Source organism: Yersinia ruckeri ATCC 29473 (genome assembly GCF_000754815.1).
Classification (GTDB): Bacteria; Pseudomonadota; Gammaproteobacteria; order Enterobacterales; family Enterobacteriaceae; genus Yersinia; species Yersinia ruckeri.
Window position 1 is genome coordinate 2058867 of the sequence record NZ_KN150747.1, and the last position, 25491, is coordinate 2084357.

A 25491-nucleotide genomic window follows, 5' to 3' on the forward strand; every position below is an offset into this window, starting at 1 on the left:
ATAAAGGATAAAAACCCATTTCCTAATTCCGGTTGGCTACAGCCAATAACTTAGTGACTACCCATTATATCTTGCGTGGCAATATATTTTAACCTGCGTTTTGAATCTAGCGAAAATCGATACTTTATTGACAAAAATCATTATGTCAAAATAACAAAACTTAATTAACATTATGATTTATAGCTAATAATGTTGTTTTTTTATTTAAGTGTATATGTATTGATATTTATCACGGACACTAACGAGTGTTTGTTATATAAACAAATTACTGGCTGAGTAAAAAGGTCAGAAAGATACAAGCTCTATCAATTTATCATGTTTAAAATATGGATATCAGACTTATTTGTCATATGAAAGTTCGATAAGTTACTTTTGTCTGACAATATAAATCGACACTTTTTATCGGTGAAATGTGACGGTTAGTAATAAATGTTAAAATAATTTACTTTTAAAATTGCTTGCCTGAACATTTAATAAGCAGTTCTAAAAAGAGAAGTGCTTTTTTTATAAGCAATAGCTATTAACCTTAAATTTAAAATGGTTATTTCATTATCGAGTTATTGTTACAAAAAACAATTCCGCTCTGAAAGATAAACTGCGTTACTACTTTTATTCTTGATGTCCATTCTACTTATGTCTGCTGGGTCAAAAAATAGACGCTTTGTTATCGATTCGGTACCCATTCCGAATAGGGCTAAAAATCTTAACGGGGTCGGTTTTGTGGTGAGAGGTAGGCTTAGATGGCGTTACCGGTTATCCAATAAATAACCGGCAAGCAGATTTTCAGCCGAGAGCCAGCGGAAAGCCTGCCAAGGGAAACGACCGGAAAAATCGTCCGAATACTGTTCTAGTAGTATGTTTTTATGCCATTTTCAGCAAAGAAGTCGCTGAACGATTTATCCGGCTGGCGGTCAGTGACCAAGGCGTCAAATAACGTCAGTGAGCCGATACTAGCGGGTTTGATTTGGCCAAATTTACTGTGATCAACGACCAGTATTTTATGTTGTGACTTCTCCAGAGCCTGTTGTTTCCAGGGGAGTTCATCGAAATTAAAGCAGGTTACGCCATAGCGGGGAGAAATCCCTGCGGTCGAAATAAAGGCCTTGTTCGGGCAGATATTGTCCAGTTCGTTGTGTTGGCCAATCGGCGTGAAGATATAGTTATTCGGCTTAAATTCTCCTCCACACAGAATCACCTTACAGTTTGGTTTATCTTGTAGTGAAAGGAAGGTGTTGAGGGAATAGCAGATCGCGGTGAAGATCAGATCTTCCGCGATCTCATCGATGATGAGCGGAATAGTGGTTCCACAGTCAAAAAAGACCGTATCGTTTTCTTCAATCAGCTGCGCAGCCAGTTGACCAATACGTCGCTTTTCTTCCACCTGTTTTGCCTGTTGATCAGAAACAAAGTAGTTGTTGGCGTTATTAACCTTTGGATCCATGACCACATAACCGCCAAGTAGGATAACGGCGGAAGGTTCAGCACTCAGATCTCGACGGATAGTCATTTCTGAAACTCGTAGCAAGCTGGCCGCATCTTTCAGATGGATCTTGTCAGAACGTTTTAATGCCTGAATCAGTTTATTAATACGTTCGGCGCGGCGAGTTTCCATTGACGGTTCCCAATAAAGTAAACCCGGCCTTAGCCGGGTTAATAATCATTTAGTAGCTGGACGCGGCCGCTTGCTGGCCAGAGACGATGGCTACACCTGAGCTGGTGCCAATTCGCGTTGCGCCAGCCAGAATCATTTTTTCAGCCGTGGCGCGGTCACGCACGGCACCCGATGCTTTCACGCCCATCTCTGGACCTACGGTGGCTCGCATCAATTTGACATGATCTTCACGAGCACCGCCAGTGCTGAAACCAGTGGAGGTTTTCACAAACGCGACGTCAAGCTCGCGGCACATTTCGCAAACTTCAACGATTTGCTCATCGCTGAGTAGACAAGTTTCCAATATTACCTTCAATGGAATAGTGGCGCAAATACCACGCACGGCTTTGATATCCGCTTTAACTTCAGCTGATTTACCGCTTTTCAGCCAGCCGACGTTAATCACCATATCAATCTCTTGTGCACCAGCTTCAATGGCAGCTTGTGCTTCAAAGACTTTACTGGAAGTCAGGCCAGCACCCAAAGGGAAACCGATAACCGAACAGACTTTCACCTCGCTACCCGCCAATTGGCTGGCTACCAGTGGGACATAACCGGAGTTTACACAAACGGCATAGAAGTGGTGTTGTTTGGCCTCTTCACACAGTTTGACGATCTGCGTGTCGGTTGCATCCATCGCCAACAGCGTGTGATCGATGTAATTAGCATAATTGATGGTCATAGGAAATATCCTTGGTTTAAGTAGATGACAGTATTAATTGTTATAATAGTAACATCAAGTCAGATTGACAACTAAAATGTCACCTTTTAAACATGTATTGGCTGACTAATGTTATTTAAATAACATTTTTACGGGGTGATATGACAAATTAAGATGAGAAGTACATATAACTTATTGATTTTTATTTTTTCGCAGGAAGCGACACCGACAGAGAATCTGCCGGTGAGAGGATGGCCGAAAGTCAGCTTTTTACCCAGCCTTTACTGATTGGGAAGGAGAAACAACGGTGATAAAGATGTGTTAATCCAGTTGAAATATTTTCACCAAACAGATTCCACAGTAGTTGAGAAAAAAGACACCCAACTATTGCCACCAAAAATGCCCCAACCATATCCAGCGGCCAATGCACACCTAGATAAACTCGTGACCAAGCGATAGCAAGCCCGATAATCAGTAGAGTGACACCAGACCAAACCCGATGCCAACATAAGAAAGCCAGGGCAAAAGTGAAAATGGCAGTACCGTGATCGCTAGGAAAAGAGCTATCAGGGGCATGCGGTAAAAAGTTATAACCAAAACCTTCAACAAACGGACGATTATGTGGGAATAGCATGCCAATACAAGCGGCAGAAAGCATAGCGAATACCAATGCGATGGCCGTTTTGCTCACGGCTTGACGCTGTAACGTCATTTGTTCCGTTGAACCCCAAAGCCAAAGTCCGACCATCAATAATGGAATAATGTTGATCAGATCTCTGGCAACAAAAGTGGCAAAGGCGATCGCCCACTCTGGTGAATGGGGGGTGGCGTTAATCAGAGAAAATAAAAAATGATTGAATTGTTCCATTACTCAGTACCTTAATTGCGCTTGTAATAACGACTAATTAACCCAAAAAAAAACAACTGGCTTAGCCAAACCCACCATCCAGCCCACAGGTTATGGCTGATAAAATGCGCGCCACGCATAACTTGGCCAAATCCCATCAGCATTCCCAGTGTTACGCCGCCTAACCAGCAAAAGGTTGCCAGACGAGGACGCTCTGGATAAAACAGGAAAAATAAAGCCATAACAGAAAAACCGCTAGAGGCATGCCCACCGGGAAAACAGTGCCCAGGGCCAGCGCCAACCGGAGTCGCATCCAGCAGGGCATAACTGAGCGCTTTCCCACCGTACTGGACTAAATCCCAGGGACAGGAATGGCCGCTGGTGGATTTTAATATGCCAATGATTAACGGGCCGACACCGACCAGCAGCATCGTTACCACCAAACGCCAATTGCGTCGATATATTCCCCAAAATAGCGAACAGACGGCTACGCTAATAATGGTCAGTTTCAACAGACGATGATTGAGTAAATCTAACCAGTCATTATGTTCCCAAGGGAAATTTCGCATGACGGGATCGAACCAGTAATCACTTATCCAAAAGTCGAGTTGTTCATTCCGTGATAGCCACAGAAACAACAATCCGCTGATGACTAAACCGAAAACCTGCCAAAGGTAAAAGGATAAAGGAAGTGAGTAAAGGGCGTTTGTCCTAATTTTGGTTTTCGTTGTGTTTTGATTTAGGCATGGCGCATCGGTTTTACGAACATTCACGGGCTAATCCACAATCGAGCTAACAATACAGCCACTGTAATAATCCTAGATTAAGAAAGCCTTAGGCCAGTTACGGTGGTGAATGGATTTATACCGATGCAGGGGATTGTCCGCCAGCTTAGTGGGGTATCAGAGTCAATAATGTTGGTGAAAAATAGGTTTTTTTTACTTTTTAGGTGAAGAACGCAAATTCTAGACAAGAAAAAAACCGATACTCTAACAAGTCCATATAAAACAATAATATATAATGTAAACAAAGAGTTGATTGTTTAGTAAGGGTTAGCAAGGACTAGGGAAGATCAACTTGCGCCGCCACTTTGTCGCCAGTGTTCATGGTAGCCAGCGGATTGAATAATACGGCGGTCTCAAGGTGTTCCGGTGCCAGGTGAGCATAGCGCATGGTCATTTGAATATCACTGTGACCGAGGATGCGTTGCAGTACCAGAATGTTACCACCGGACATCATAAAGTGTGCGGCGAAAGTATGGCGCAGAACGTGAGTTAATTGGCCTTTGGGTAACTTAATATCGGTGGAGTTAATCGCCGCCATGAAACGAAAATAGCATTCACTGAAAAGTTGGTCGCCTTTAATTTTTACAAGTTCGTCGTGCAGTGCTTTGCTGATCGGTACGCTGCGGTTCTTTTTGCCTTTGGTTCTGACAAAGGTAATTTTATGTGGGCTGATTTGCGAACGAGTCAATTTCTCCGCTTCATTCCATCGTGCGCCGGTGCTTAGGCAAACTTTGACCACCATCGGCAAATCATTACGGCCTAAACTACAGGCGGCTAATAGGGTTTCGATTTGCTCATGAGTCAACCAGGCCTTTCCTTTTCAGCAATTGCGTACTTGCGCATATTGTCTAATGGGTTCGGTAGGTTCCATTCTCCTAGTTTTGCCAGCTCATTAAACATCGCATTCAAATAACTTTGTTCCTGATTCACCGTCACCGGCTGCGCGCCTTTTTTCCATTTTTCGGAATAGTAGATATCCCCGGACAGGCGTTTAGAACGATAGTGGGCAAAATCTTTCGCGTTAAAACTATGAGCGGCGGGATCACCTAGGGCATCAACAATAAGATCCAGCTTTTTATACACCTTATCGCCAGCGGCCAGCGAACGACCGTGGAGGTTATACCAAAGCTTAGCCAGTTCACCGAGAGTGCGGCGATCGGGTGCTTCCCCTAACCACGGCTTGTTGTTTACCTGTTCCATAGTGAAGCGTTCAAATGCCAGTGCTTCACCTTTGGTCGCAAACATTTTTCTAACCCGGCGACCTGTGCGGCCTGCCGGGTAGCACTCACATAGCCATTGACCTGTTGGTTGCTTGCGTACTGACATTGAGAACTCCCTTGAAAGATAAGGGAGTATTTAACTGTATGAATGAACAGTGGTCAATGTGTTTTTTTTATAAAATAAACATTTGATAATAAATTTATCTGTCAATCTATTGGATCACAGATATTACGACAGGGGTTATTAAGTGTATAGAAATCACAATAATTATCTGATAAGGAGAGTATCTTTATAATTACTCTGTTGCACATGACTCTTAGAACTTTATTTTCTCTTATCAGTGAGATGTAATCTGCATTAGGCGTTTTATTGCCATGTGCGGCATCATGTCTACGTTTATATGAATTCTTTTCAATCTCTCCTAAATTAATCCCTATAACTTCAAAAAATCTCTTTGTTTGTATGTCTTGTGGCGTGTTATTTAAATTGCTTATTTTGTTTCTCAAAATAGATAATGCACTTTCATCTATTTCATTTATGTTTTCTATAGCATTATCCAATGATAAACTTATTTCTTTCCACTTCTCGCTAGTAACTAGTTTAGTTGAAAATGAAGATTTGTGCTTTTTAATATAGGCTTTCTGTGTAAATTCTAAGACAGCACCAAAACAAACTGCCTGTAAATGGATTGGGGCAATGATTGCATGGAAATAAAGCCATAAGATATGAGGGATTTCATTTTGTTCATATTTAAAAATAAAATTAGAGATGAAGTTTTCAATTGTTTTTTTGTCGATTAACAAATATATAGCATTACTTTCGGCAAGTGAACAAGGGGGTAGTTTGGGTTCTTTAAAAAAAAGTCCATTCATTGTGTTTGGTGTAATGGCTTCTTTTGATATTATTTTATGTTCAATATCTAAAATAATATTACCTATATATATTATTTTACTGCCAACCATAAAAGAAAGGGCATCTATAAATTTCGAGCGGAATTCATCGCTTGCTTTTCCTTTGTAAAGGATAAATCCAGGGCTAAAAGTATTATCAATATTACAGTCTAATGCTTTCCCAAAGTAAATATCTATTCCCTCAATTGTTATGTGGCAGCAACTCATCGAACTTCCACAACTAGTAGTATTAGATAAGAAAGTTAATGGTTCTTGAGAGCCTATTTTATTAATTAGTTCTTCATTGGTAAGTGTTTCTATGCTTTCTGGCCAAGGATAAGAGCCAAGTCCAATATTTAGAACCCACTCTATGAAAAATTCTGGCTCTAATGATGGATTAACTAATGCTTTAAGTTTATCTACTTTTAGTTGGGTAGTGATTTTACGGCTTCCATCATCAACTTGTTTAGCATTTAAATTTACAATCGTCAAACCAGATAAACTAAGCTCTTGACCATCTATATTTTTGAAATTAGCTGTAGTATTATTATATTCAACAGTCCCTAATGGTTTTTTTGTTTGTTGATATTGATGTATATCATAGTCACTATATAAACAATTCATGGTGAGTTCATAACTATCATTTCTTTTTATTTCATATGAAATGATGTTTTTATGAATGATATCACTACATGTGAGATTTTTAAAATTCTTGCCAAAATCGTCTATATATTCCCATTGGAAGTATTTCATTTTTACTCCAAAATAAAAGTAAGATGTTATTTATTTACTATCTCTAAAGTTATTTTATATAGAAAACTGATATCACTCTCTAGACAATCGAAAGAAATATTTCCACCCTCAACTTTTATTTTCCCTCCGGGAATGCGAGCTATTTCACGAGTACTAACTTTACCCTCTATATCAACAACCCACTTGCCATCCTGTACCTCATCGAACTTGCGATCAGCAATATAGGTGACATCACCATCAAGGATAACAACTGGGTCTTTCAGTCCATCAGGCAAGAACGCCTTATCGAACATATAGAAATTCGAGTCGTAGAGTTTTCCATCTAATAATTTTTTGCGTGGAATTTGCACGATATCTGTCTGTTGGGCGCTTTCAAACATCACACCTTCACCCGTTGTTAACCAACGCAGCGATGCACCAGTCTCTAAAGCACACTGAATAACCCAATCAGATGGGAATGAATCACGCATATAACGCGTCGCAAGCGTACTTTTCGACACATTCAATTGATCGCAAAGTGCCTGACGGGTTGTAAAACCATAGGCTTCAACCATGCGCTCAATAGCGCCGCGGCCACCTTTATTTAAATCCATAAGATTTCACCGTGTGAACTTTTTTTATTGATGTTCGTTTATTGTGATCTTATAGTTCTCATGATTTCAAAATGTGAACTACTACTATTCGTCACTAATAAGCACTGATAAAAGAGGGATGTTGCACTATGAGACCTAACATTTCAATCACTCTTCTGACCCCCCATGTCACAGTAGAGAAATATAGTGAATTAACGGGGTTAGATTCAGACACCATCAGAGCAATGTTGGCTGATGGCCGTTTGATTCGCCATCGTCTGCGTAAAGATATGAAACGTGAAAAAGTCATGATCAACATGGCCGCTTTGACCGTAGATGCACTCTCGAACTGTGATGTTGCAATCGCCTAGTTCGATATTGCGTTACCGAGAGGGGTATCGACCATGTTTGATTTCGAAATTTCTAAACACCCGCGTTTTGATTCCTCGTGCCGGGCTTTTGCCCTTAATAACAATTTAGCCAGCGTTGCAGAGCAAATTGGTATGAGGCCGCAGATGCTACGCAACAAGCTCAACCCCGAACAGCCGCACCAACTGAGTTGCATAGAGTTGTTGGCGTTAACAGACGTCACCGAAGATCCAACCCTGTTAGATGGTTTGCTGGCTCAACTGCAATGCTTGCCCGCTGTGCCAGTGAATGAAGCCAATCCCGGCAACTTGCCGCTGCATACCCTAAGCGCTACGGCTGCTATCGGCGTGATTGCTGGTGAAACCGTTACGCCTGGTCCTATGACGCAATCCCGTAGAAACGCCATTCTTGACCGTGCGAATCAGGCCATTCGTGACCTGTCGCTGATTGTTGTATCGGTTGAAGCGCGTTTCCAATCCACGCCAGCACTGGCCGCCGCCGTTGACATGATCAGCGCCTGCGGTTTGGTGCCCGGCTTGAACTGAGGAATAGATGAAAATTTTCGCTAGATATCTGAAACAACAATCACCCAGCCCGCAATTAGGCAGTTATGGCCACGGCTGGATTGAATTACCCAACGGTCAACGCTGGCAGCCATGTACCAGCCGAGTGGTGTTTCTAGGGGCGTTACGTAAACCCGTATTGAAAAACAAGCGTCGCCCGTGGTGGTTCCGTTTAATGGGATTGAAAAGGGGGCGCTATGTCGGGCAATAACAATAAATGGTTGGCGATCATTCGTCACAAAGTGACCGGTAGCCACAGTAAGGTGCGTTTGATATGGGAGCGTCTACCGGCAGAGCATCGGGGGCTTTGATCTTACCCACGAACAATGGACACATGGCTAGCGAGGTTCTGTTTTTCAAATTGTTCCGGGCTAAGACCACCACAGGCACTGTGGCGACGCCAGCGATTGTAATCGCACTCGATATAATTAAACACAGTCGTTCGCATCATTTCCCGACTGGCAAAGTGCTCGCCGTGGATACATTCCACTTTCAGTGAGTGGAAGAAGCTTTCCGCACAGGCATTGTCGTAACAACAGCCTTTGGCGCTCATACTGCCACGCAGATTATGGCGTTTCAGTAAGGTCTGATAATCCACCGAACAGTACTGGCCGCCTCTGTCTGTATGAACAATGACATTTTCCGGGCGTTTACGCCGCCACAACGCCATTTGCAGCGCATCGCAGGCCAGTTGTGCCGTCATCCGCGAAGACATCGACCAGCCGATGACGGCCCGCGACCACAGGTCAATCACCACCGCCAGATAAAGCCAACCTTCGTCTGTACGTAAGTAGGTAATGTCACCCGACCATTTCTGATTTGGCCCACAGGCGGTAAAGTCCTGCTTCAACAGGTTTTCCGACACCGGCAGGCCATGTTCACGGTAACTGACTGGCCTGAACCGGCGTGAGGCCTTTGCGCGCAGCCCCTGACGCCTCAGGCTGGCTGCAATGGTTTTGACGTTGTACGCCGGAAGCTCATCAGCAAGACGCGGCGCACCATAGCGCTGTTTGGCGTCATTGAATGCCTGTCGAACGGCATCATCGCAGACAAGACGGAACTGCTGACGCGGGGTTATCTGATGACGACGCAGACGCCAGGCATACCAGCCACTGCGGGCGACACGGAGCACTCTGCACATGGCTTTGATGCTGAAATCAGCCTGATGTTTTTCGATAAAGACATACTTCATTTCAGGCGCTTCGCAAAGTATGTCGCGGCCTTTTGGAGAATAGCCAACTCTTCCTCCCGTTCTGCCAACTGACGTTTGAGCCGGGCATTTTCGGCAGCCAGTTCGCTTTCACGCTCGGATGATGTCAGTTGCTGTTGTTGTTTGCTTCGCCAGGTATAAAGTTGCGATTCGTAGAGACCGAGTTCGCGCGCGGCTGCGGCCACGCCAATACGTTGAGCGAGCTTAAGCGCTTCGTCCCGAAAGGCAGGCGTGTGTTGTTTGCGGGGCTTGTTTTTCGTTGCTGATGGTTTAGTCATGAGTCACCTCTGGGTTAAGAGTTTACTCACTTAGTGCCGTGTCCACTATTGCTGGGTAAGATCATTAGACCGTTTCTCTTGGTTTAAGGACAGAGATTTAAATTCACATGCTCCTTCACTAGCCACATATGCACGGATGTACAAGGTTTTTGAACCAATCTTTAAAGATTTGGATGGGCGCGATTTAGATGTTGATGAGTTAGCCGCTATATTAAATGCCAAAAGATACTCTTGATCCGAGAGCTTAAGCCCGCCGCGCGCGGGCTTTTTTACGCCTATCACAAATCACCGCCAGCCGCCTGATACACCACGCAATACCCATGCCACCACACCGCAATAGTCTAAATGGATCGCGCTCGCCTCGTCCCGCCAGCGCCGCAGAATCCCCACGAAAGAAACGTAATCCCCACGGAAACGGCACTACACCGCACCCGCCTGCACACTTTGCGTTATAAAGTTTTTTCAGTTTTAAATTCCTACAAAACACCCCACCAGCCCGCGCCGTGGCTGGGGCTTTGCAGCGTTTCGCCAACTGAAAAGATTGAAAAGAATTTCAGTGAATTTCAGTTTTTGGATCTCGGATTGGATCGCGGGGAAATATTAGTGCGTTGAATTTAAAGGGGATTGTGTAAATCACGTGGAATCTCTAAAAACTTTAACAATCTTATTATTGCTATTTGTTCACATTTATAAATGTATTTTTACAGTTGTAAATGTAAAGGCTATATTGATAGCACAAATACAATTAGTTATAGGTGATTCTTATGCAACCTGTTGATGATAATGTTTTTTTGGGTTTGCAGTATAAAGATTTTATTATGACCGTAGCTGTTATTTTAGGACCAATTTTGGCTGTTCAAGTGCAAAAATACCTTGAACAATTTAGAGAAAAGAAGAAACGGCGTCTTGAAATATTCAGAACTCTAATGTCAACAAGAGCAGAAATTCTGAATCGAAACCATGTACAAGCCTTGAATATGATCGACATCGAATTTTATGGTTGGATGATTCCTATCATTAAAACGAGATATCAGAGTCGTGCTGAACAAGCAGTTACACATGCTTGGAAGATTTATAACGGTCATTTAAACAAATTCATTGAATACGGTGATGCAATCTCTTGGGGTAATAAAAGACAAGAGTTGCTAACAGATGTTCTCTATGCGATGGCTACTGCACTAGATTATGATTTCGATAAGGTTCAGCTCCAGAGAGACTGCTATAGACCTATGGCTTATGGTGATCTTGATAACCTTCAGGCTGGTATTGTTACTAGTTTAGGAGAGGTTCTGAAGGGTGAAAGGCCAATTCCGATGAAAATAGTAGAATGGCCCTCGGCTTCTGAAAGTACGGCTGAAACTAAATACTCAGACCCCAAGCAAGAAAGCCAGCCGACAGACCAAGAAAATAAGAATACTAGTAGCTAATTCTTTGTTGCTGCCGCCATTCCATCGCCAATGGCAATGCAAAGTGCTCGTAACGTATTGATAGATAAGAGATTGAATTCCAGACAAGAAAAAACCCGATAAGTCTTGAACCTAAGAAGGCGGGACTATCGGGCTCCTCAATATGGGGACATCAAAGAAAAGCAGTGGCATTAATTCAGACTACAACCTATCGAGAAAGTTCTTACCCGAGAGATAAAAATATAAAAATTACTGTAGTTTTCGCGAAATAAATTAGGGTTATCCTAAAATCCCCGGCCAGATGATCACGATAAGTGAGCCTGCGAGGGTGAGTAGCACGTTGGCGATAGCATAAGTACCGGCATAACCCAACGCGGGAATGTTGCTGCGAGCCGCATCACTGATGATATCCATCGCGGGCGCACAGGTTCTTGCTCCCATAATTGCACCGAATAGTAGTGCGCGGTTCATCCGTAGAATGTAGGCACCAAACAGGAAGCAGATGATGACAGGCACCAGACTGACAATTAACCCGGAAATCAGCATTTGCCCACCAACGGCACCTAAACTGGAGTTAATGCCGCCGCCAGCGCTCAAGCCGACACCGGCCATAAATACCATCAGGCCGAATTCTTTCACCATATTCAGCGCACCCTGCGGGATATAACCGAAAGTAGGATGATTGGCACGCAGGAAGCCCAGCATGATACCGGCCATGAGTAAACCGGCCGCATTGCCAATGCCAAAGCTGAAGCTGCTGAATTGGAAAGTGATCAGACCAATCATCAGGCCAATAATGAAGAACGCGCAGAAAGCCAACAGGTCGGTCACCTGACTGTGAATGGAGATAAAACCAATTTTCTCCGCCACACTTTTTACCCGGCGGGCATCACCGCTGACCTGCAACACATCGCCTTTATTCAATACGACACTGTCATCGATCGGCATTTCAATCTGGCTACGAATAACTCGGTTCAGAAAGCAGCCGTGATCGGTCAGTTTTAAATGGCTGAGACGTTTGCCGACTGCATTGCTATTTTTCACCACGATTTCTTCAGTCACGATACGCATATCCAGCAAATCGCGATCAAACACTTCTTTACCGTTGCGAAAACTGGGATCCAGCCGGGAATGGGCATCTGGGTAGCCAACCAGTGAGATCTCATCGCCGACCTGCAAAACAGCGTCGCCATCCGGGTTTGCCAAAATGCCGTTGCGGCGAATTCGTTCTATATAGCAGCCTGTCTGACGATAAATCCCCAGTTCACGCAGATTTTTTCCGTCAGCCCAAGCGACCAATTCCGGTCCGACGCGATAGGCGCGAATCACCGGTAGGTAGACTTTTCGTTGGCTGTCGGCATCCAGGCCGCGCTCACGCGCTATTTGCTGGGCGCTGGTTGGCAAATCCTGATGCTGCAACTTGGGTAAATAGCGGGCACCAAAAATCAGACTGACCAATCCAATCAGGTAGGTCAGGGCATAGCCGAGGCTCAGGTTATCCTGCGCATGCTGTAGAGCTGGATTATTGGCAATCGTGTGGCGTAGCGTATCGCCAGCGCCGACCAGAACGGGCGTGGAAGTCATCGAGCCTGCCAGCATACCGGCGGTGAGTCCGATATCCCAACCAAATAGTTTGCCTAATCCGATCGCCAGAATCATGGCACTACCCACCATCACCAATGCCAGCATGAGGTAGTTTTTGCCATCGCGGAAGAAGATAGAGAAGAAATTGGGGCCGGCTTCGACACCGACACAAAAGATAAACAGCATAAAACCAAGATTGAGGGCTTCGGTATTAATGGCGAAATGTTGTTGCCCAAGTAACAGAGACACGACCAAGACACCAATAGAGTTGCCTAACTGAACGGAGCCAAGGCGAACTTTACCAAGACATAGCCCTAACGCGAGGACCACGAATAACAGCAGGATGTAGTTGCCGTTTAACAGATTTGCGACGTTTATATTCACAGAGAATAACTTATTGTTTAACCTGAAGTAGATAACGCTAATAAGGGCTGATATGCCCAGTAATATCCTAATTTTCCGCTACAAAAATACGTTAGATGCGCTTTGACATCTTCAGTGTTGATAGCGGGGCTATTCTAGTCTGTCCGAGGGATTACAGCCAGTGGTTAGCGGGGAAATCACTGTTAGCGGATAAATATGCTTGTGAAGGGGGAATAAAGAGTAAAGTCAGCCAGATAATCTCGATTTCCGGATAAAATCTTTCCCTTTCAGTCGGTGTAAACAAGTCTGTTGATAGCATCGAGGTGAAAAAGGGTGCAGAAGCACCCTCTATTCATCTCGTCATCTCGAAAATCATGTCATCAGCAAAAAACGTGCTTATTTGAACAGGTTCAGATGTTCTTTGGCGTAAGCTTCAAAATCAGTAAAGCCACCAATGTGTTTTTCATCGATAAAGATTTGCGGCACGGTTTCAACCGGCTTGCCGACAGTTTTTTCCAGATCGGCTTTTGTGATGCCTTCGGCATGGATATCAATATAGTTGAAATCAAAATCGTCGCGTTCTGCTTTCAGTCTCTCAGCCAGTTCTTTAGCTCGGACGCAATAAGGGCAGCCAGGACGTCCGAAAATTACAGTAAACATGCAAAACTCCTTGATTATATTGAGTTAATCACTTCGTCTGCTCATCGGTTTAATCCGATGGTTGAATGACTTGTCGCGTATTACTCACTTTCATTGGGTGTTACTATGCCCGCTGATGTAGCGAAAAAAAAGCAGGAATTGCCTGTTAATCTAATTATTCGAACCTATCGGTGGCAGGAATCCTGTTGGAACGTTGCTGGATTTAATAGACTTGGCTAAACCTTATGGATAAGTGGAAAGGAGAAAGATATGCGTGCACTTGGCGACATGCCGAAGAGAGTGATGCTACTTGAAGCATTAGGGATACTATTGTTGGTGCTGGCCTATTTAAGCCTTCATCAATACCTGATATTGCCCGCAGGTCTCAGCGAGCCGACGGTTGCAATCATGATGATATTTATCGGCATAGGTTTAATGATACCTGCGGCTGCCTGTATTGTGTGGCGCGTGGCTCAGGGATTCGGTCCGTTGTTGGGCATGAACGGGATTGATAAAAAAGAACCGACTGATGCGGATAAAAAAACACTAAACCCTAAAGTTAATAATGATAAAAGCTGATTTTGACGACCGTTTGCTTATCTCACTGTCTATCAAGTGGATCGTGTTGGTCGTTGCTATCAATTAGTCAGGATTGGTCATGGCGCTAACGGCGAATATTCCGTAAGCTATGCCACTTTTCTTGTTGCGAGAATCGTGAGGTGGTTGCTATGGATTCACTCATCGTCCCGGATTTAGCCTTATTACGGCGCTGGCTGGATCAATTGGGGATCTCATTTTTTGAATGCGACTCGTGTCAGGCGCTTCATTTACCCCATATGCAAAATTTTGAAGGCGTTTTTGATGCCAAAGTGGATTTGGTTGATAACGTGATTCTGTTCTCTGCATTGGCTGAAATCAGACCTACGGCGCTGATTCCTCTGGTTGCCGATTTAAGCCAGATCAACGCCAGTTCGCTGACTGCCAAAGCTTTTATCGATATTCAGGATGACAATCTACCAAAACTGATCGTCTGCCAATCAGTTTATGTCACTCAGGGTATGACCCTGGAGCAATTTGGTTATTTTATGCAGCAGAGCGAAGAACAAGTGTCGATGATTATTCTGGAGGCTCGGGCTAACGATCTGTTGTTTATTGGTGAAACTGAAGAGGACGAAGGACCGATTGTTCCCACTTCTTTCCCGGTTATCCATTAATTTAGCTGGCCGCCACCCTTGGCGGCATGCTGTTACTCATTTTTCTCACCACAAGATCCTCTGCTTTTTACCCTATTTTGCCAGATATTTAGCGCCGTTTATGCCGTAAGTGTCGAATGACATAGATTAACTATGCATAGAAAATCGATAAAAGGCGTTTTTTACGCTAGAGTCTAGTACCGGTATCTCACTGCGGTTATGCTTTATTTCCTGTAACGGCTAACTGATTATTCCGTGAGTTTGTGATTATTTGCTCAGGCAGGTAACGCTATCTCCAGTGCATAGACATGCATAATGAACTTTGCGGCAATAGCGCTCGATCAGGAAAGGTATTGCGTCCGAAGGACGCAAATTCAATTCGATGATTTATTCCTGTTCTGGAGGAGTTAACGGATGTTCACCCAACATAAAAAATGGTTATCGGGTGTGACTGCTGGCCTATTCATGGCCGCGTCCGTCGCAGTATCTGCTGAGGAAAAGGTACTGCACGTCTACAACTGGTCCGATTATATTGCCCCGGACACACTGGCTAATTTCCAAAAGGAAACCGGCATTAAAGTGGTTTATGACGTATTTGACTCTAACGAGGTGTTGGAAGGGAAATTAATGGCTGGGAGTACCGGATTTGATCTGGTGGTGCCTTCGGCCAGTTTCCTTGAGCGCCAATTATCTGCCGGTGTATTTAAGCCGTTGGATAAAAGTAAATTACCGAATAACAAAAATATGGATCCAGAGTTACTTAAATTAGTGAGTCAACACGACCCACAAAATCAGTATGCCATTCCTTATCTTTGGGCGACCACCGGGATTGGTTATAACGTCGAAAAAGTCAAAGCTGCATTGGGTACCGATGCACCGATCAACAGTTGGGATTTGGTGCTCAAACCGGAAAATTTGGAAAAATTGAAAAGTTGTGGCGTTTCTTTCCTGGATGCACCGAGCGAGATATTTGCCACGGTTTTAAATTATCAGGGGAAAGATCCCAATAGTAGCAATGCGGGTGATTACACCGGTTCGGCAACCGAACTTTTGCTAAAACTTCGGCCTAATATCCGTTATTTCCATTCCTCTCAGTACATAAACGATCTGGCTAATGGTGATATTTGCGTAGCCGTCGGTTGGGCAGGCGATGTGATGCAGGCGTCTAATCGGGCGAAAGAAGCGAAAAATGGCGTCAATGTGGCCTACAGTATCCCGAAAGAAGGCGCGCTGGCATTCTTTGATGTATTTGCCATGCCAACGGATGCCAAAAATCAGGATGAAGCCTATCAATTCCTGAATTACCTAATGCGGCCAGATGTGATTGCCAATATCAGTAATCACGTGTTCTATGCCAATGCTAATTTAGCGGCGACAGCGCTGGTGAATGTGGACGTCAGGGATAATCCAGGTATTTATCCACCGGCTGATGTTCGTGCCAAACTGTTTACACTAAAAGTCCAGTCGCCGAAAATCGACCGGGTGATTACGCGTGCCTGGACAAAAGTCAAAACAGGTAAATAACCCGCCATACCCTAAACAATCAGGGCGGAAACAGCGTAGGGGTTGGCTGTTTCTGCTGCCTATTTTCGCCGCATATTAATGCGGTCTGTTCTGCTTTTATGGAGAGCACGCTGAGTGAATGACGTTATTTCCCGCCCGCAGTCGAAATCCCTGAAGGTCTTCAGCCCTTTATTGGAAATCCGTAATTTAACCAAATCTTTCGACGGTCAGGCCGCCGTAGATGATGTCAATTTAACGATCTATAAAGGCGAGATTTTTGCCTTGCTCGGTGCGTCAGGCTGCGGAAAATCAACGTTGTTACGCATGCTGGCGGGGTTTGAACAACCCACGCAGGGGCAGATTGTGCTGGATGGACAGGATTTGTCTCATGTTCCACCTTATCAGCGCCCCATCAATATGATGTTTCAATCTTACGCGCTGTTTCCTCATATGACAGTAGAGCAAAATATTGCTTTTGGGCTCAAGCAGGACAAGTTGCCGAGTGCTGAAATTAAACACCGGGTAGAGGAAATGTTGGCTTTGGTGCATATGCAGGAATTTGCTCGACGCAAACCACACCAATTGTCCGGTGGTCAGCGACAAAGGGTCGCGCTGGCACGCAGCTTGGCCAAACGGCCCAAGTTATTGTTGCTGGACGAACCTATGGGTGCGCTGGATAAAAAACTGCGTGACCGGATGCAACTGGAAGTCGTAGATATTCTGGAGCGCGTTGGTGCGACCTGCGTGATGGTGACGCACGATCAGGAAGAAGCCATGACCATGGCCGGACGTATTGCCATTATGAATCGTGGTAAATTTGTGCAGATTGGTGAACCGGAAGAGATTTATGAGCATCCTAATAGCAGATTTAGTGCTGAATTTATTGGTTCGGTAAATGTGTTCGAAGGCGTGTTAACCGAACGTCAGGAAGATGCTTTGGTGATTCATAGCCCAGTTTTACGGCATCCATTGAAAGTAGATTCAGATGCATCGGTGGTGGATGGTGTGCCGGTGCTGGTCGCGCTGCGACCGGAAAAAATCATGCTGTGTGAAAGTATACCGGAAGAAGGCTATAACTTCGCCGTGGGCGAAGTGGTGCATATTGCTTATCTGGGGGATTTGTCGATTTATCACGTCAAGCTCCACAGTGGGCAAATTATCAGTGCTCAGTTGCAGAATGGTCACCGTTATCGGAAAGGAATGCCAACTTGGGGCGACGAAATGCATCTGTGCTGGGAAACCGACAGCTGTGTCGTTTTGGGGAGCTAGAAGATGAGACCTGATTCTGTGCCGCGCCACCAAGAACCTTCGGCCGATCCAATCGGTGGGCTAAAAGCCCGTTTACAACGCTGGCAAATGGTTCATGGACGTAAATGGGTAATAGGTCTGCCTTATTTGTGGCTATTTTTACTGTTTATGCTGCCGTTCTTGATTGTGTTTAAAATCAGTTTGGCTGAAATGGCTCGTGCTGTTCCACCTTATACAAATTTGGTCACCTGGTTGGATGGTAAGTTGGATATTTCCCTTAATTTGGGAAATTACCTGCAATTACTCGATGATCCGCTGTATATCGATGCTTATCTGCAATCTTTGCAGGTAGCGGGCATTTCCACCTTATGCTGCCTGATGATTGGCTATCCACTGGCCTGGGCAATTGCCCACAGCCGTTCTTCAACGCGTAATATTTTGTTGTTATTGGTTATTTTACCTTCATGGACCTCATTCCTGATTCGGGTTTATGCCTGGATGGGAATCCTGAAAAACAACGGCATTTTGAATAATGCGCTGATGTGGCTTGGTGTTATTGATCATCCGTTGGTGATATTGCAAACCAATACGGCGGTTTACATTGGCGTGGTTTATGCCTATTTGCCATTCATGGTGCTGCCGATATATACCGCACTCACGCGTCTAGATTACTCGCTAGTGGAAGCGGCTTCCGATCTGGGTGCCAAGCCGTTTAAGACTTTCTTTTATATTATTGTGCCGCTGACGAAAGGCGGAATCATTGCCGGTTCGATGTTGGTTTTTATTCCTGCCGTGGGGGAGTTCGTGATTCCCGAGCTGTTGGGTGGGCCTGATACCATCATGATTGGTCGTATTCTGTGGACTGAGTTTTTCAGTAACCGCGATTGGCCGGTCGCTTCGGCGGTAGCAACAGTCATGTTACTGCTGTTGATCGCACCGATCCTCTGGTTCCATAAACATCAGAATAGAGAAATGGGAGGCCAGGGATGAATAACTTGCCTGAAGTGAAGTCAGTGTGGCGGCGGGTTATTTTGCTGGTGGGATTCACTTTCCTTTATGCCCCGATGTTGATGTTGGTGATTTATTCATTTAACAGTAACAAGTTGGTGACTGTATGGGGCGGATGGTCAATCCGCTGGTACATAGAACTGTTCCATGATTCCACCATGCTCTCCGCCGTTGGGCTGAGCCTGACTATCGCTGCGGCCTCAGCCACGATGGCGGTGATCCTCGGAACGATTGCTGCGGTTGTGATGGTGCGTTTTGGCCGTTTTCGCGGTTCAACCGGGTTTGCTTTTATGCTGACAGCACCGTTGGTTATGCCGGATGTGATTACCGGATTATCGCTGCTGCTGCTGTTTGTTGCCCTGGGGCATGCCATTGGTTGGCCAGCGGAACGCGGTATGCTGACCATCTGGCTGGCTCATGTCACTTTCTGCACTGCGTATGTCACAGTCGTTATCGGTTCGCGTCTGCGGGAGCTGGATCGTTCCATTGAGGAAGCCGCGATGGATCTGGGAGCTACACCGTTGAAAGTGTTCTTTGTGATCACGGTTCCGATGATCGCTCCAGCGCTGATCTCTGGCTGGCTGCTGGCTGGCTGCTGGCGTTTACGCTGTCATTGGACGATCTGGTGATCGCCAGCTTCGTTGCCGGGCCAGGAGCTACAACTTTGCCTATGCTGGTGTTCTCCAGTGTACGGATGGGCGTTAATCCGGAAATCAACGCCTTGGCCACGCTGATCCTCTTGGTGGTGGGGATGGTTGGCCTGATTGCCTGGTGGGTTATGTCCCGCTCGGAAAAACAGCGGTTGCGTGAATTGCGCCAATCCACCCATAGCTGAAACCGCCCAAAGCTGCTAGGCTTTCTTTCGCTCACATACTACCGGTTGGCGGCGTTAATGTGAAAGATAACATCGGGTTGTGGGAGAGGGTTGATGAGTGTCAGTCAGGGTGTCGGACAAACTAAAATGAACGGTTCCACAGCCACACCGGTCGCCGTGTTAATTGGTGGAACCGCCATTATTGCCACTCGAATTTTAGGTTTGCTACTGCTGATTGCCGAACTGGGAATGGGGGAGATGCAGGCTTTTATCGCGGAAAATTTGCAAGGTTGGGATTCTGCACTGATTCTGTTGGCCAGTCTCGGGCTACTGTCATTGGAAATTGCCTGTGGCCGAGCGGTTATCCGGCGTAAAAATTGGGGGCGTTGGTGCTATCTGCTGTGCCAGTTTCTGGTGATCGTTTATATGTTGTTGGTTTCATTGGATTGGTTATATGTGGATGTTTTTCGTATTGAAGGTGAAACCAGTATTGATGTGTTACGCAGCCTACTGATGCAGAAAGTTCCAGATCTGGTCATTATTGGCCTATTGTTTATTCCCTTTCACTCTCAACGTTTTTTCCGCCAGTCAAAATGAGTGTTTAGTCGTTGGGGGTGTTACAATTCGCCGCCATCGGCAGCCGATGGCGCTGCAAACCTTAACCAATCAAAAAAGTAACGGTCAATATTCATGCATTGCGCACAGTATACGGCGGGTCGCTGCCGTTCCTGTCAGTGGTTGGAGAAAAGTTACTCCCAACAACTGGCGGATAAACAACATCATCTGGAAAGTTTGCTCGCCGGGCAGCCGGTTGCTGAATGGCTAACGCCAGTTTTCGGTCGTGAAAGCGCGTTTCGTAATAAAGCGAAAATGGTGGTCAACGGCAGCGTAGAACGGCCATTATTAGGCCTATTACAGCGTGATGGCACGGCGGTAGATCTCAGTGATTGCCCGTTGTATCCCGCCAGTTTTGCGCCAGTATTTGCTATCCTTAAACTGTTTATCGCCCGAGCAGGCCTGACACCCTACAACGTAGCGCGCAAACGTGGGGAATTAAAGTTTCTACTGCTGACAGAGAGCACTGTCAGTGGTGATATGATGCTGCGTTTTGTGCTGCGGTCAGAAAGTAAACTGGCTCAGATTCGCCATGCATTATCCTGGTTACAGCAGAAATTACCGCAACTGCGGGTTATCTCTGTCAATATTCAGCCGGTGCATATGGCGATTCTGGAAGGGGATCAGGAAATCCTATTGACAGAACAACATACGCTGGAGGAACAGTTTAATCAGGTTCCGTTGTATATCCGGCCACAAAGTTTCTTCCAGACCAATCCACAGGTTGCGGCGGCGTTATATGCGACCGCACGAGATTGGGTACGTGGATTGAACATTGGCAGTATGTGGGATCTGTTTTGCGGTGTCGGCGGGTTTGGCTTACATTGCGCGACAACAGAAACCCGTCTGACCGGCATCGAAATCAGCGCCGAGGCTATTGCTTGCGCCCGCCAATCGGCAGAAAAATTGGGGTTGAAGCAGGTCAGTTTTGCCGCATTGGATTCAACCCACTTCGCGACGGGTGAGGCTGAAGTGCCGGAGTTGGTATTGGTTAATCCGCCACGACGCGGCATTAGCGCTGAACTTTGTTGCTATCTCAGCCAGATGGCACCGCCGTTCATTCTTTATTCCAGTTGTCATGCGGAAACGATGGCTCAAGACATTGCCGCACTGCCGGATTACCGTATTCAACGCGTTCAGCTATTTGATATGTTTCCACATACCAGCCACTACGAAGTACTGACGCTGTTAGTGCGACGCGAACTGACAGCATAAGCGTTTATCCATTAAAAAGGCCGGAGATACAGATGAAATCCGGCCTGATATCTTCAGAACTCATGGCTATCTTTCGCTTATTGCGGGAACCATTTGTCGTTAATGGTTTTATAGCTGCCGTCAGCTTTCACCGCATCAAGGGCTTTATTCAGTTTATTCAACAGCTCGGTATTTTCGGGACGTACCGCGATACCTAAGCCAGTACCGAAATACTGTGCATCGGTCACGTGCTCACCCACTGAGGCCAGTTCAGGATGCGTTTTCAGCCATTCATTCACTACCGCAGTATCACCAAACACGCCGTCAATCCGGCCATTTTTCAGATCGAGAATGGCATTCTGGTAGCTGTCATAAGAGACAGTTTGAATTTCTGGATGTTTTTCCTGCATATATTTCTGGTGAGTGGTGCCATTCTCCATCCCGATCCGTTTGCCTTTTAAATCGGCAAGAGAGGTGAATTTGCCTTTGTGGGCAATCACAATAGCCGAGTTGGCGTAATAAGGCTGAGTAAATGCCACCTGCTTGCTACGTTCCGGCGTGATGTCCATACCAGAAATAACTGCGTCATAGCGGCGGAATTTCAATGCCGGAATCAGGCTGTCAAAGGCTTGATTAGTAAAGGTGCAGTTGGCTTCCATCTGTTTGCATAACGCTTTTGCTAAATCCATATCAAAACCAACAATCTCATTATTGGCACCCATAGATTCAAACGGCGGATAGGTTGCCGAAGCCGCAAAACGGAGGGTTTCCGCCGCGCTGGCGCTCAAGGCCATCCCGGTTAAAATTGTTGCCAGCAATAACTTTTTCATGCCTAAAACTCCTGTCTGAAGATCTAAAATGAAATACAACATGACTTATTGATTTTATTGACACTAAGGAAAATTTAGCGGTGCGCAATGCTGTAATCAACCGCAATTACATTGCCACGATATGAATTAATATGCAATAAAAGTGATTAAAAATATAATAATAAATGAATCTATCATGATGACTCAAACGAGAGATAAAGGGCGGCGGCTTATTGGGAGGCAGAAAGCGGTGGTTTGGTCGTTGGGAGAAAAGTGCGTTTTAGCGTGGATGTTCCATTCACCAAAATTAGAAACCCCGGCAGATACCGGGGTTTCAGAGCAGGCATGATTTTGATTTTAATTACGCCGTTCGAAGGCCAGTGCCCGGCGTTCGACCAACCGCATTAACAGCGTCAGCAAACCGTTGACGCACAGGTAAACGATACCTGCGGCACCAAACACCATGACGTCGTAAGTGCGGCCATACATTAACTGGCTATAGCCCATCACTTCCATCAATGTAATGGTATAAGCCAGTGAGGTACTTTTAAAGACCAATACCACTTCGTTGGAATAAGAGGAAAGTGCACGCTTGAAGGCGTACGGCAGCAGGATGCGCAGTGACTGCGGTTTAGACATTCCCAGTGCTTCACAAGACTGCCACTGACCGGCAGGAATAGCACGCACGGCACCGTGGAACAACAACGTGGTATATGCCGCACTGTTCAGCGCCAAAGCGATCATGGCACACAGCCAGGGTTGCGACAGCACATGCCATAACCACGGAAATTCCCGAATCGCTGGGAACTGACCAGGACCATAGTAGATCAGAAAAATCTGTACCAACAATGGCGTACCGGTAAACAGCGTGATGTAAATCTTCACCAACTGGGTGGCTATCGGGGTTTTCAGCGTCAGAATAATGGTGAAAATCAACGATAAAACCAAAGCCACCAACAGCGATACCAGGGTTAGCGTCAGGCTGGTATGCAGCCCTTTGAGTATCTCGGGGAGGTATTCAAACATCAGGATGGGCTCCGTTCAAAACGTGTGGTACGGAGTTCAATCAGCTTGATGACATACTGACTCAGCAGTGTGACGACCAAATAGATGGCCGCCGCAATCATATACCAAGTGAAAGGTTCCTGAGTCCGTGTCGCGATACTTTTAGTCTGCAACATCAAATCATTGACGCTAATCAGTGATACTAAAGCGGTATCTTTCAGTAATACCAACCATTGGTTACCCAACCCCGGCAGAGCATGACGCCACATCTGCGGCATGATCAGGCGGAAGAAAATCGCCGTCTGGCTCATGCCCAGCGCTTGACCGGATTCCCACTGACCGATAGGCACGGCTTTCAGCGCGCCGCGCAGTGTCTGGGAGGCGTAAGCGGAATACAGTAACGCCAGTGCAATGACGCCACACAGGAAGGGACTGACCTCGAAAGTGTCGATATTCAGTTTAACCGGCAGTTCGAAGAGATAAAAATTCAGGGTAAAGCCATCTGACAGCATCATCAGCAACTGTGATGAACCGAAATAGATAAACAGCACCACCAGAATTTCCGGTAGACCGCGCAACAACGTGACCCAGGCGGTGCCCAGATAGCTGACGACTTTCCAGCGGGAGGATTCCAAGACGGCAAAGAGCATTGCCAGAATCAGGCCGAGGACCAACGCGCAAAGGGCAAGGCCGACGGTCATTCCGGCGGCGCTTGCTAAAGGTTGAAATTCATTCATGGGGGCTTAAATTACTGTTGGAACCATTTTTTATAGATTGTCTGATAGGTGCCATCGGCTTTCACTTTCGCCAGTGCTGCATCTAACTTACCCAGTAATTCGGTATTATTCTGACGAACCGCAATGCCCAGGCCGGTACCGAAGTAATCTGCATCAGAAATCTTGTTGCCGACGGGTGCAAGTTCCTCACTCTGCTTCAACCATTCGTTGACTACGGCGGTGTCACCAAAGACTGCATCCAGACGGCCATTTTTCAGATCGAGGATCGCATTTTGGTAGCTGTCGTAAGGGACTGCGGTGATTTCAGGATGTTTTTCCAGCAGGAATCGCTGGTGAGTTGTGCCGTTTTGCATACCGACACGTTTACCTTTCAGCGCCGCCAAATCCGTTACTTTGCCTTTTTGGGCAATAAACAGCGCGGAGTTATCGTAGTAAGGCTGGGTAAAGGCAACCTGCTTCAAACGTTCTGGAGTAATGTCCACACCGGAAATCACCGCGTCAAAACGTTTGAATTTCAAGCTTGGGATCAAACTGTCAAAGGCTTGGTTGGTAAAAGTGCAAGTGGCCTGCATCTCTTTACACAATGCATTGGCTAGATCGATATCAAAGCCCTGCATTTTATTGTTGGCATCAATGAACTCAAACGGCGGGTAAGAGGCTTCTGCCGCAAAACGAATGGTTTCCGCCGCAGAGGCAGACAGACTGATACTGGCAAGGACCGCAGCAATTAGTATTTTTTTCATCGCAAATTCCCAAATAGATATCAATGTGACAGATAGCTGGCAAAAGCTTCAGTGTGGGGGTGGGCAAAATGACTGCCATCGCCTTGTTCCACCACCTGGCCGTTCTCCATATAAACTACCCGACTGGCAGTTTTACGGGCAACTTCAACTTCATGTGTAACGATAACCTGTGTGATGCCGGTTTCGGACAATTCGCGGATAATACTGACGATTTGTGCGGTAATTTCTGGATCCAGTGCTGCGGTCGGTTCATCAAACAGCAACACTTGCGGTTCCATCATTAATGCACGAGCAATCGCCACCCGCTGTTGTTGCCCGCCGGAAAGATGCAACGGAAAACGATCAACAAAGTCGGTCAAACGTAAACGGGTCAGCAATTTTTGCGCGCGTGCCATCGCCTGATCTTTGGATAAACCCAAAACCCGGCAAGGTGCTTCGATCAGATTCTGTACCACGGTGAGATGCGGCCACAGATTGTATTGCTGGAATACCATGCCAACGTTCTGGCGCAGTTCGCGGATCGCTTTCGCCCCAGGGACTTGGGCAAAGTCGAAATGATTACCGGCGATCTGTAATGTGCCGGAACGCGGCATTTCCAATAGGTTGAGTACACGCAGCAAAGAACTTTTACCTGCGCCACTAGGACCCAGCAAAACCAGAGTTTCCCCTGCTGGGCAGTTTAATGTGATGTCGAACAGCGCCTGATGTGCGCCGTAGTAACAGTTAATTCCGTTAAGTTGAATACTCATGCGCCAAATCTGAATAGCCAATGATGCGGAGAATGTTAACTCTCACAGCATACTTATGCAATCTTTGTGCGTTAAAATTTA

At 45.8% G+C, this 25491-nt stretch carries 25 protein-coding genes and 2 pseudogenes; 12 read left to right on the forward strand and 15 right to left on the reverse strand.

Translation table 11 applies throughout. The annotated features are described in order from the left end of the window. Positions 1 to 847 precede the first annotated feature (847 nt). From deoR to DJ39_RS09200, 7 genes and pseudogenes are all read right to left on the reverse strand, one after another. The gene (gene deoR, locus DJ39_RS09170) at positions 848 to 1612 is read right to left on the reverse strand and encodes a DNA-binding transcriptional repressor DeoR (protein ID WP_004717238.1); all 765 of its coding nucleotides are present in this window, start codon (positions 1610 to 1612) and stop codon (positions 848 to 850) included. Positions 1613 to 1661: 49 nt separating this feature from the next. Then, a complete protein-coding gene (deoC, locus tag DJ39_RS09175; RefSeq protein WP_004717240.1) occupies positions 1662 to 2333 on the reverse strand; it encodes a deoxyribose-phosphate aldolase in 672 nt (223 codons plus the stop codon). Between the two features lie 241 nt (positions 2334 to 2574). Then, the gene (gene ybjG / locus DJ39_RS09180) at positions 2575 to 3180 is read right to left on the reverse strand and encodes an undecaprenyl-diphosphate phosphatase (RefSeq protein WP_004717242.1); all 606 of its coding nucleotides are present in this window, start codon (positions 3178 to 3180) and stop codon (positions 2575 to 2577) included. Positions 3181 to 3191: 11 nt separating this feature from the next. After that, positions 3192 to 3875 carry a phosphatase PAP2 family protein gene (locus DJ39_RS09185; protein ID WP_038251718.1) on the reverse strand — a complete coding sequence of 228 codons (684 nt, stop codon included), beginning with the start codon at positions 3873 to 3875 and terminating at the stop codon, positions 3192 to 3194. A 346-nt stretch (positions 3876 to 4221) separates the two neighbouring features. Then, positions 4222 to 5270: pseudogene (locus DJ39_RS09190) on the reverse strand (phage integrase). A gap of 101 nt (positions 5271 to 5371) precedes the next feature. Continuing rightward, complete coding sequence (locus DJ39_RS09195) at positions 5372 to 6808, reverse strand: hypothetical protein (protein WP_038251315.1); 1437 nt, start codon at positions 6806 to 6808, stop codon at positions 5372 to 5374. A 26-nt stretch (positions 6809 to 6834) separates the two neighbouring features. Then, positions 6835 to 7401: a phage repressor protein CI gene (locus DJ39_RS09200; RefSeq protein WP_004717252.1), complete on the reverse strand. Its 567-nt coding sequence runs from the start codon at positions 7399 to 7401 to the stop codon at positions 6835 to 6837. Between the two features lie 128 nt (positions 7402 to 7529). On the opposite strand from DJ39_RS09200, the gene DJ39_RS09205 reads away from it, so the two are divergent. The 3 genes from DJ39_RS09205 to DJ39_RS09215 are packed head-to-tail and all read left to right on the forward strand — an operon-like array spanning position 7530 to position 8523. Next, entirely contained in the window at positions 7530 to 7751 is a 222-nt protein-coding gene (locus DJ39_RS09205; RefSeq protein ID WP_038251316.1) for a hypothetical protein, read from the forward strand. A 33-nt stretch (positions 7752 to 7784) separates the two neighbouring features. Next, positions 7785 to 8294 carry a phage regulatory CII family protein gene (locus DJ39_RS09210; protein WP_004717255.1) on the forward strand — a complete coding sequence of 170 codons (510 nt, stop codon included), beginning with the start codon at positions 7785 to 7787 and terminating at the stop codon, positions 8292 to 8294. 7 nt (positions 8295 to 8301) lie between these two features. Continuing rightward, positions 8302 to 8523: a phage filamentation protein Fil family protein gene (locus tag DJ39_RS09215; RefSeq protein WP_004717258.1), complete on the forward strand. Its 222-nt coding sequence runs from the start codon at positions 8302 to 8304 to the stop codon at positions 8521 to 8523. A 102-nt stretch (positions 8524 to 8625) separates the two neighbouring features. On the opposite strand, the gene DJ39_RS09225 is transcribed toward DJ39_RS09215, so the two are convergent. Next, a protein-coding gene (locus DJ39_RS09225; RefSeq protein WP_370274468.1) for an IS3 family transposase occupies positions 8626 to 9800 on the reverse strand; the annotation gives its coding sequence in 2 pieces (ribosomal slippage) (positions 8626 to 9539 and positions 9539 to 9800; 1176 coding nt in all). Positions 9801 to 10564: 764 nt separating this feature from the next. Between DJ39_RS09225 and DJ39_RS17125 the strand changes: the two genes are divergently transcribed. Further along, the gene (locus tag DJ39_RS17125) at positions 10565 to 11227 is read left to right on the forward strand and encodes a DUF6680 family protein (RefSeq protein WP_049687767.1); all 663 of its coding nucleotides are present in this window, start codon (positions 10565 to 10567) and stop codon (positions 11225 to 11227) included. Positions 11228 to 11485: 258 nt separating this feature from the next. Here the strand turns inward: DJ39_RS17125 and DJ39_RS09240 are convergent, their stop codons facing one another. Together DJ39_RS09240 and DJ39_RS09245 are read right to left on the reverse strand one after the other, a co-directional pair. Further along, positions 11486 to 13174: an aspartate:alanine antiporter gene (locus DJ39_RS09240; protein ID WP_004717267.1), complete on the reverse strand. Its 1689-nt coding sequence runs from the start codon at positions 13172 to 13174 to the stop codon at positions 11486 to 11488. Between the two features lie 375 nt (positions 13175 to 13549). Beyond that, positions 13550 to 13813 (reverse strand): GrxA family glutaredoxin, encoded by a 264-nt coding sequence (locus DJ39_RS09245; RefSeq protein ID WP_004717272.1) that lies wholly within the window; start codon positions 13811 to 13813, stop codon positions 13550 to 13552. A gap of 249 nt (positions 13814 to 14062) precedes the next feature. On the opposite strand from DJ39_RS09245, the gene DJ39_RS09250 reads away from it, so the two are divergent. From DJ39_RS09250 to rlmC, 8 genes and pseudogenes are all read left to right on the forward strand, one after another. After that, complete coding sequence (locus tag DJ39_RS09250; protein ID WP_045844532.1) at positions 14063 to 14371, forward strand: YbjC family protein; 309 nt, start codon at positions 14063 to 14065, stop codon at positions 14369 to 14371. 149 nt (positions 14372 to 14520) lie between these two features. After that, entirely contained in the window at positions 14521 to 15006 is a 486-nt protein-coding gene (locus DJ39_RS09255) for a type III secretion system chaperone family protein (protein WP_004717277.1), read from the forward strand. 393 nt (positions 15007 to 15399) lie between these two features. Further along, entirely contained in the window at positions 15400 to 16509 is a 1110-nt protein-coding gene (gene potF / locus DJ39_RS09260; protein WP_004717279.1) for a spermidine/putrescine ABC transporter substrate-binding protein PotF, read from the forward strand. A 114-nt stretch (positions 16510 to 16623) separates the two neighbouring features. Further along, positions 16624 to 17757 (forward strand): putrescine ABC transporter ATP-binding subunit PotG, encoded by a 1134-nt coding sequence (potG, locus tag DJ39_RS09265; RefSeq protein ID WP_004717281.1) that lies wholly within the window; start codon positions 16624 to 16626, stop codon positions 17755 to 17757. A gap of 3 nt (positions 17758 to 17760) precedes the next feature. Further along, positions 17761 to 18726: a putrescine ABC transporter permease PotH gene (gene potH, locus DJ39_RS09270; protein ID WP_038241497.1), complete on the forward strand. Its 966-nt coding sequence runs from the start codon at positions 17761 to 17763 to the stop codon at positions 18724 to 18726. Next, positions 18723 to 19579, forward strand: a pseudogene (potI, locus tag DJ39_RS09275) (putrescine ABC transporter permease PotI). The gene potH and the pseudogene potI overlap by 4 nt, the downstream one beginning before the upstream one ends. 93 nt (positions 19580 to 19672) lie before the next feature. Then, positions 19673 to 20155: a YbjO family protein gene (locus DJ39_RS09280; protein WP_004717288.1), complete on the forward strand. Its 483-nt coding sequence runs from the start codon at positions 19673 to 19675 to the stop codon at positions 20153 to 20155. 93 nt (positions 20156 to 20248) lie between these two features. Next, positions 20249 to 21388 carry a 23S rRNA (uracil(747)-C(5))-methyltransferase RlmC gene (rlmC, locus tag DJ39_RS09285; RefSeq protein WP_038251320.1) on the forward strand — a complete coding sequence of 380 codons (1140 nt, stop codon included), beginning with the start codon at positions 20249 to 20251 and terminating at the stop codon, positions 21386 to 21388. Between the two features lie 77 nt (positions 21389 to 21465). On the opposite strand, the gene artJ (DJ39_RS09290) is transcribed toward rlmC, so the two are convergent. From artJ (DJ39_RS09290) to artP, 5 genes are all read right to left on the reverse strand, one after another. Beyond that, the gene (gene artJ, locus DJ39_RS09290; RefSeq protein WP_004717292.1) at positions 21466 to 22197 is read right to left on the reverse strand and encodes an arginine ABC transporter substrate-binding protein; all 732 of its coding nucleotides are present in this window, start codon (positions 22195 to 22197) and stop codon (positions 21466 to 21468) included. Positions 22198 to 22533: 336 nt separating this feature from the next. Continuing rightward, the gene (gene artM, locus DJ39_RS09295) at positions 22534 to 23202 is read right to left on the reverse strand and encodes an arginine ABC transporter permease ArtM (RefSeq protein ID WP_038241501.1); all 669 of its coding nucleotides are present in this window, start codon (positions 23200 to 23202) and stop codon (positions 22534 to 22536) included. Beyond that, entirely contained in the window at positions 23202 to 23918 is a 717-nt protein-coding gene (gene artQ, locus DJ39_RS09300; RefSeq protein ID WP_004717297.1) for an arginine ABC transporter permease ArtQ, read from the reverse strand. Before artQ ends, artM begins: the two co-directional genes overlap by 1 nt. An 11-nt stretch (positions 23919 to 23929) precedes the next feature. Beyond that, entirely contained in the window at positions 23930 to 24661 is a 732-nt protein-coding gene (artJ, locus tag DJ39_RS09305; protein ID WP_004717299.1) for an arginine ABC transporter substrate-binding protein, read from the reverse strand. A 20-nt stretch (positions 24662 to 24681) separates the two neighbouring features. Beyond that, a complete protein-coding gene (artP, locus tag DJ39_RS09310) occupies positions 24682 to 25410 on the reverse strand; it encodes an arginine ABC transporter ATP-binding protein ArtP (RefSeq protein WP_038241502.1) in 729 nt (242 codons plus the stop codon). Between the last annotated feature and the right edge of the window lie 81 nt (positions 25411 to 25491).

What these genes read in the sequence shown, in the direction of transcription:
- potH (WP_038241497.1), top strand. Translation starts at nt 17,761, where the DNA reads ATGAGACCTGATTCTGTGCCGCGCCACCAAGAACCTTCGGCCGATCCA.
- DJ39_RS09250 (WP_045844532.1), top strand. Translation starts at nt 14,063, where the DNA reads ATGCGTGCACTTGGCGACATGCCGAAGAGAGTGATGCTACTTGAAGCA.
- artJ (WP_004717292.1), bottom strand. Translation starts at nt 22,197, where the DNA reads ATGAAAAAGTTATTGCTGGCAACAATTTTAACCGGGATGGCCTTGAGC.
- artJ (WP_004717299.1), bottom strand. Translation starts at nt 24,661, where the DNA reads ATGAAAAAAATACTAATTGCTGCGGTCCTTGCCAGTATCAGTCTGTCT.
- deoR (WP_004717238.1), bottom strand. Translation starts at nt 1,612, where the DNA reads ATGGAAACTCGCCGCGCCGAACGTATTAATAAACTGATTCAGGCATTA.
- DJ39_RS17125 (WP_049687767.1), top strand. Translation starts at nt 10,565, where the DNA reads ATGCAACCTGTTGATGATAATGTTTTTTTGGGTTTGCAGTATAAAGAT.
- rlmC (WP_038251320.1), top strand. Translation starts at nt 20,249, where the DNA reads ATGCATTGCGCACAGTATACGGCGGGTCGCTGCCGTTCCTGTCAGTGG.
- DJ39_RS09255 (WP_004717277.1), top strand. Translation starts at nt 14,521, where the DNA reads ATGGATTCACTCATCGTCCCGGATTTAGCCTTATTACGGCGCTGGCTG.
- DJ39_RS09195 (WP_038251315.1), bottom strand. Translation starts at nt 6,808, where the DNA reads ATGAAATACTTCCAATGGGAATATATAGACGATTTTGGCAAGAATTTT.
- DJ39_RS09245 (WP_004717272.1), bottom strand. Translation starts at nt 13,813, where the DNA reads ATGTTTACTGTAATTTTCGGACGTCCTGGCTGCCCTTATTGCGTCCGA.
- DJ39_RS09205 (WP_038251316.1), top strand. Translation starts at nt 7,530, where the DNA reads ATGAGACCTAACATTTCAATCACTCTTCTGACCCCCCATGTCACAGTA.
- artP (WP_038241502.1), bottom strand. Translation starts at nt 25,410, where the DNA reads ATGAGTATTCAACTTAACGGAATTAACTGTTACTACGGCGCACATCAG.
- DJ39_RS09280 (WP_004717288.1), top strand. Translation starts at nt 19,673, where the DNA reads ATGAGTGTCAGTCAGGGTGTCGGACAAACTAAAATGAACGGTTCCACA.
- ybjG (WP_004717242.1), bottom strand. Translation starts at nt 3,180, where the DNA reads ATGGAACAATTCAATCATTTTTTATTTTCTCTGATTAACGCCACCCCC.
- DJ39_RS09210 (WP_004717255.1), top strand. Translation starts at nt 7,785, where the DNA reads ATGTTTGATTTCGAAATTTCTAAACACCCGCGTTTTGATTCCTCGTGC.
- potF (WP_004717279.1), top strand. Translation starts at nt 15,400, where the DNA reads ATGTTCACCCAACATAAAAAATGGTTATCGGGTGTGACTGCTGGCCTA.
- deoC (WP_004717240.1), bottom strand. Translation starts at nt 2,333, where the DNA reads ATGACCATCAATTATGCTAATTACATCGATCACACGCTGTTGGCGATG.
- DJ39_RS09215 (WP_004717258.1), top strand. Translation starts at nt 8,302, where the DNA reads ATGAAAATTTTCGCTAGATATCTGAAACAACAATCACCCAGCCCGCAA.
- artQ (WP_004717297.1), bottom strand. Translation starts at nt 23,918, where the DNA reads ATGAATGAATTTCAACCTTTAGCAAGCGCCGCCGGAATGACCGTCGGC.
- DJ39_RS09200 (WP_004717252.1), bottom strand. Translation starts at nt 7,401, where the DNA reads ATGGATTTAAATAAAGGTGGCCGCGGCGCTATTGAGCGCATGGTTGAA.
- artM (WP_038241501.1), bottom strand. Translation starts at nt 23,202, where the DNA reads ATGTTTGAATACCTCCCCGAGATACTCAAAGGGCTGCATACCAGCCTG.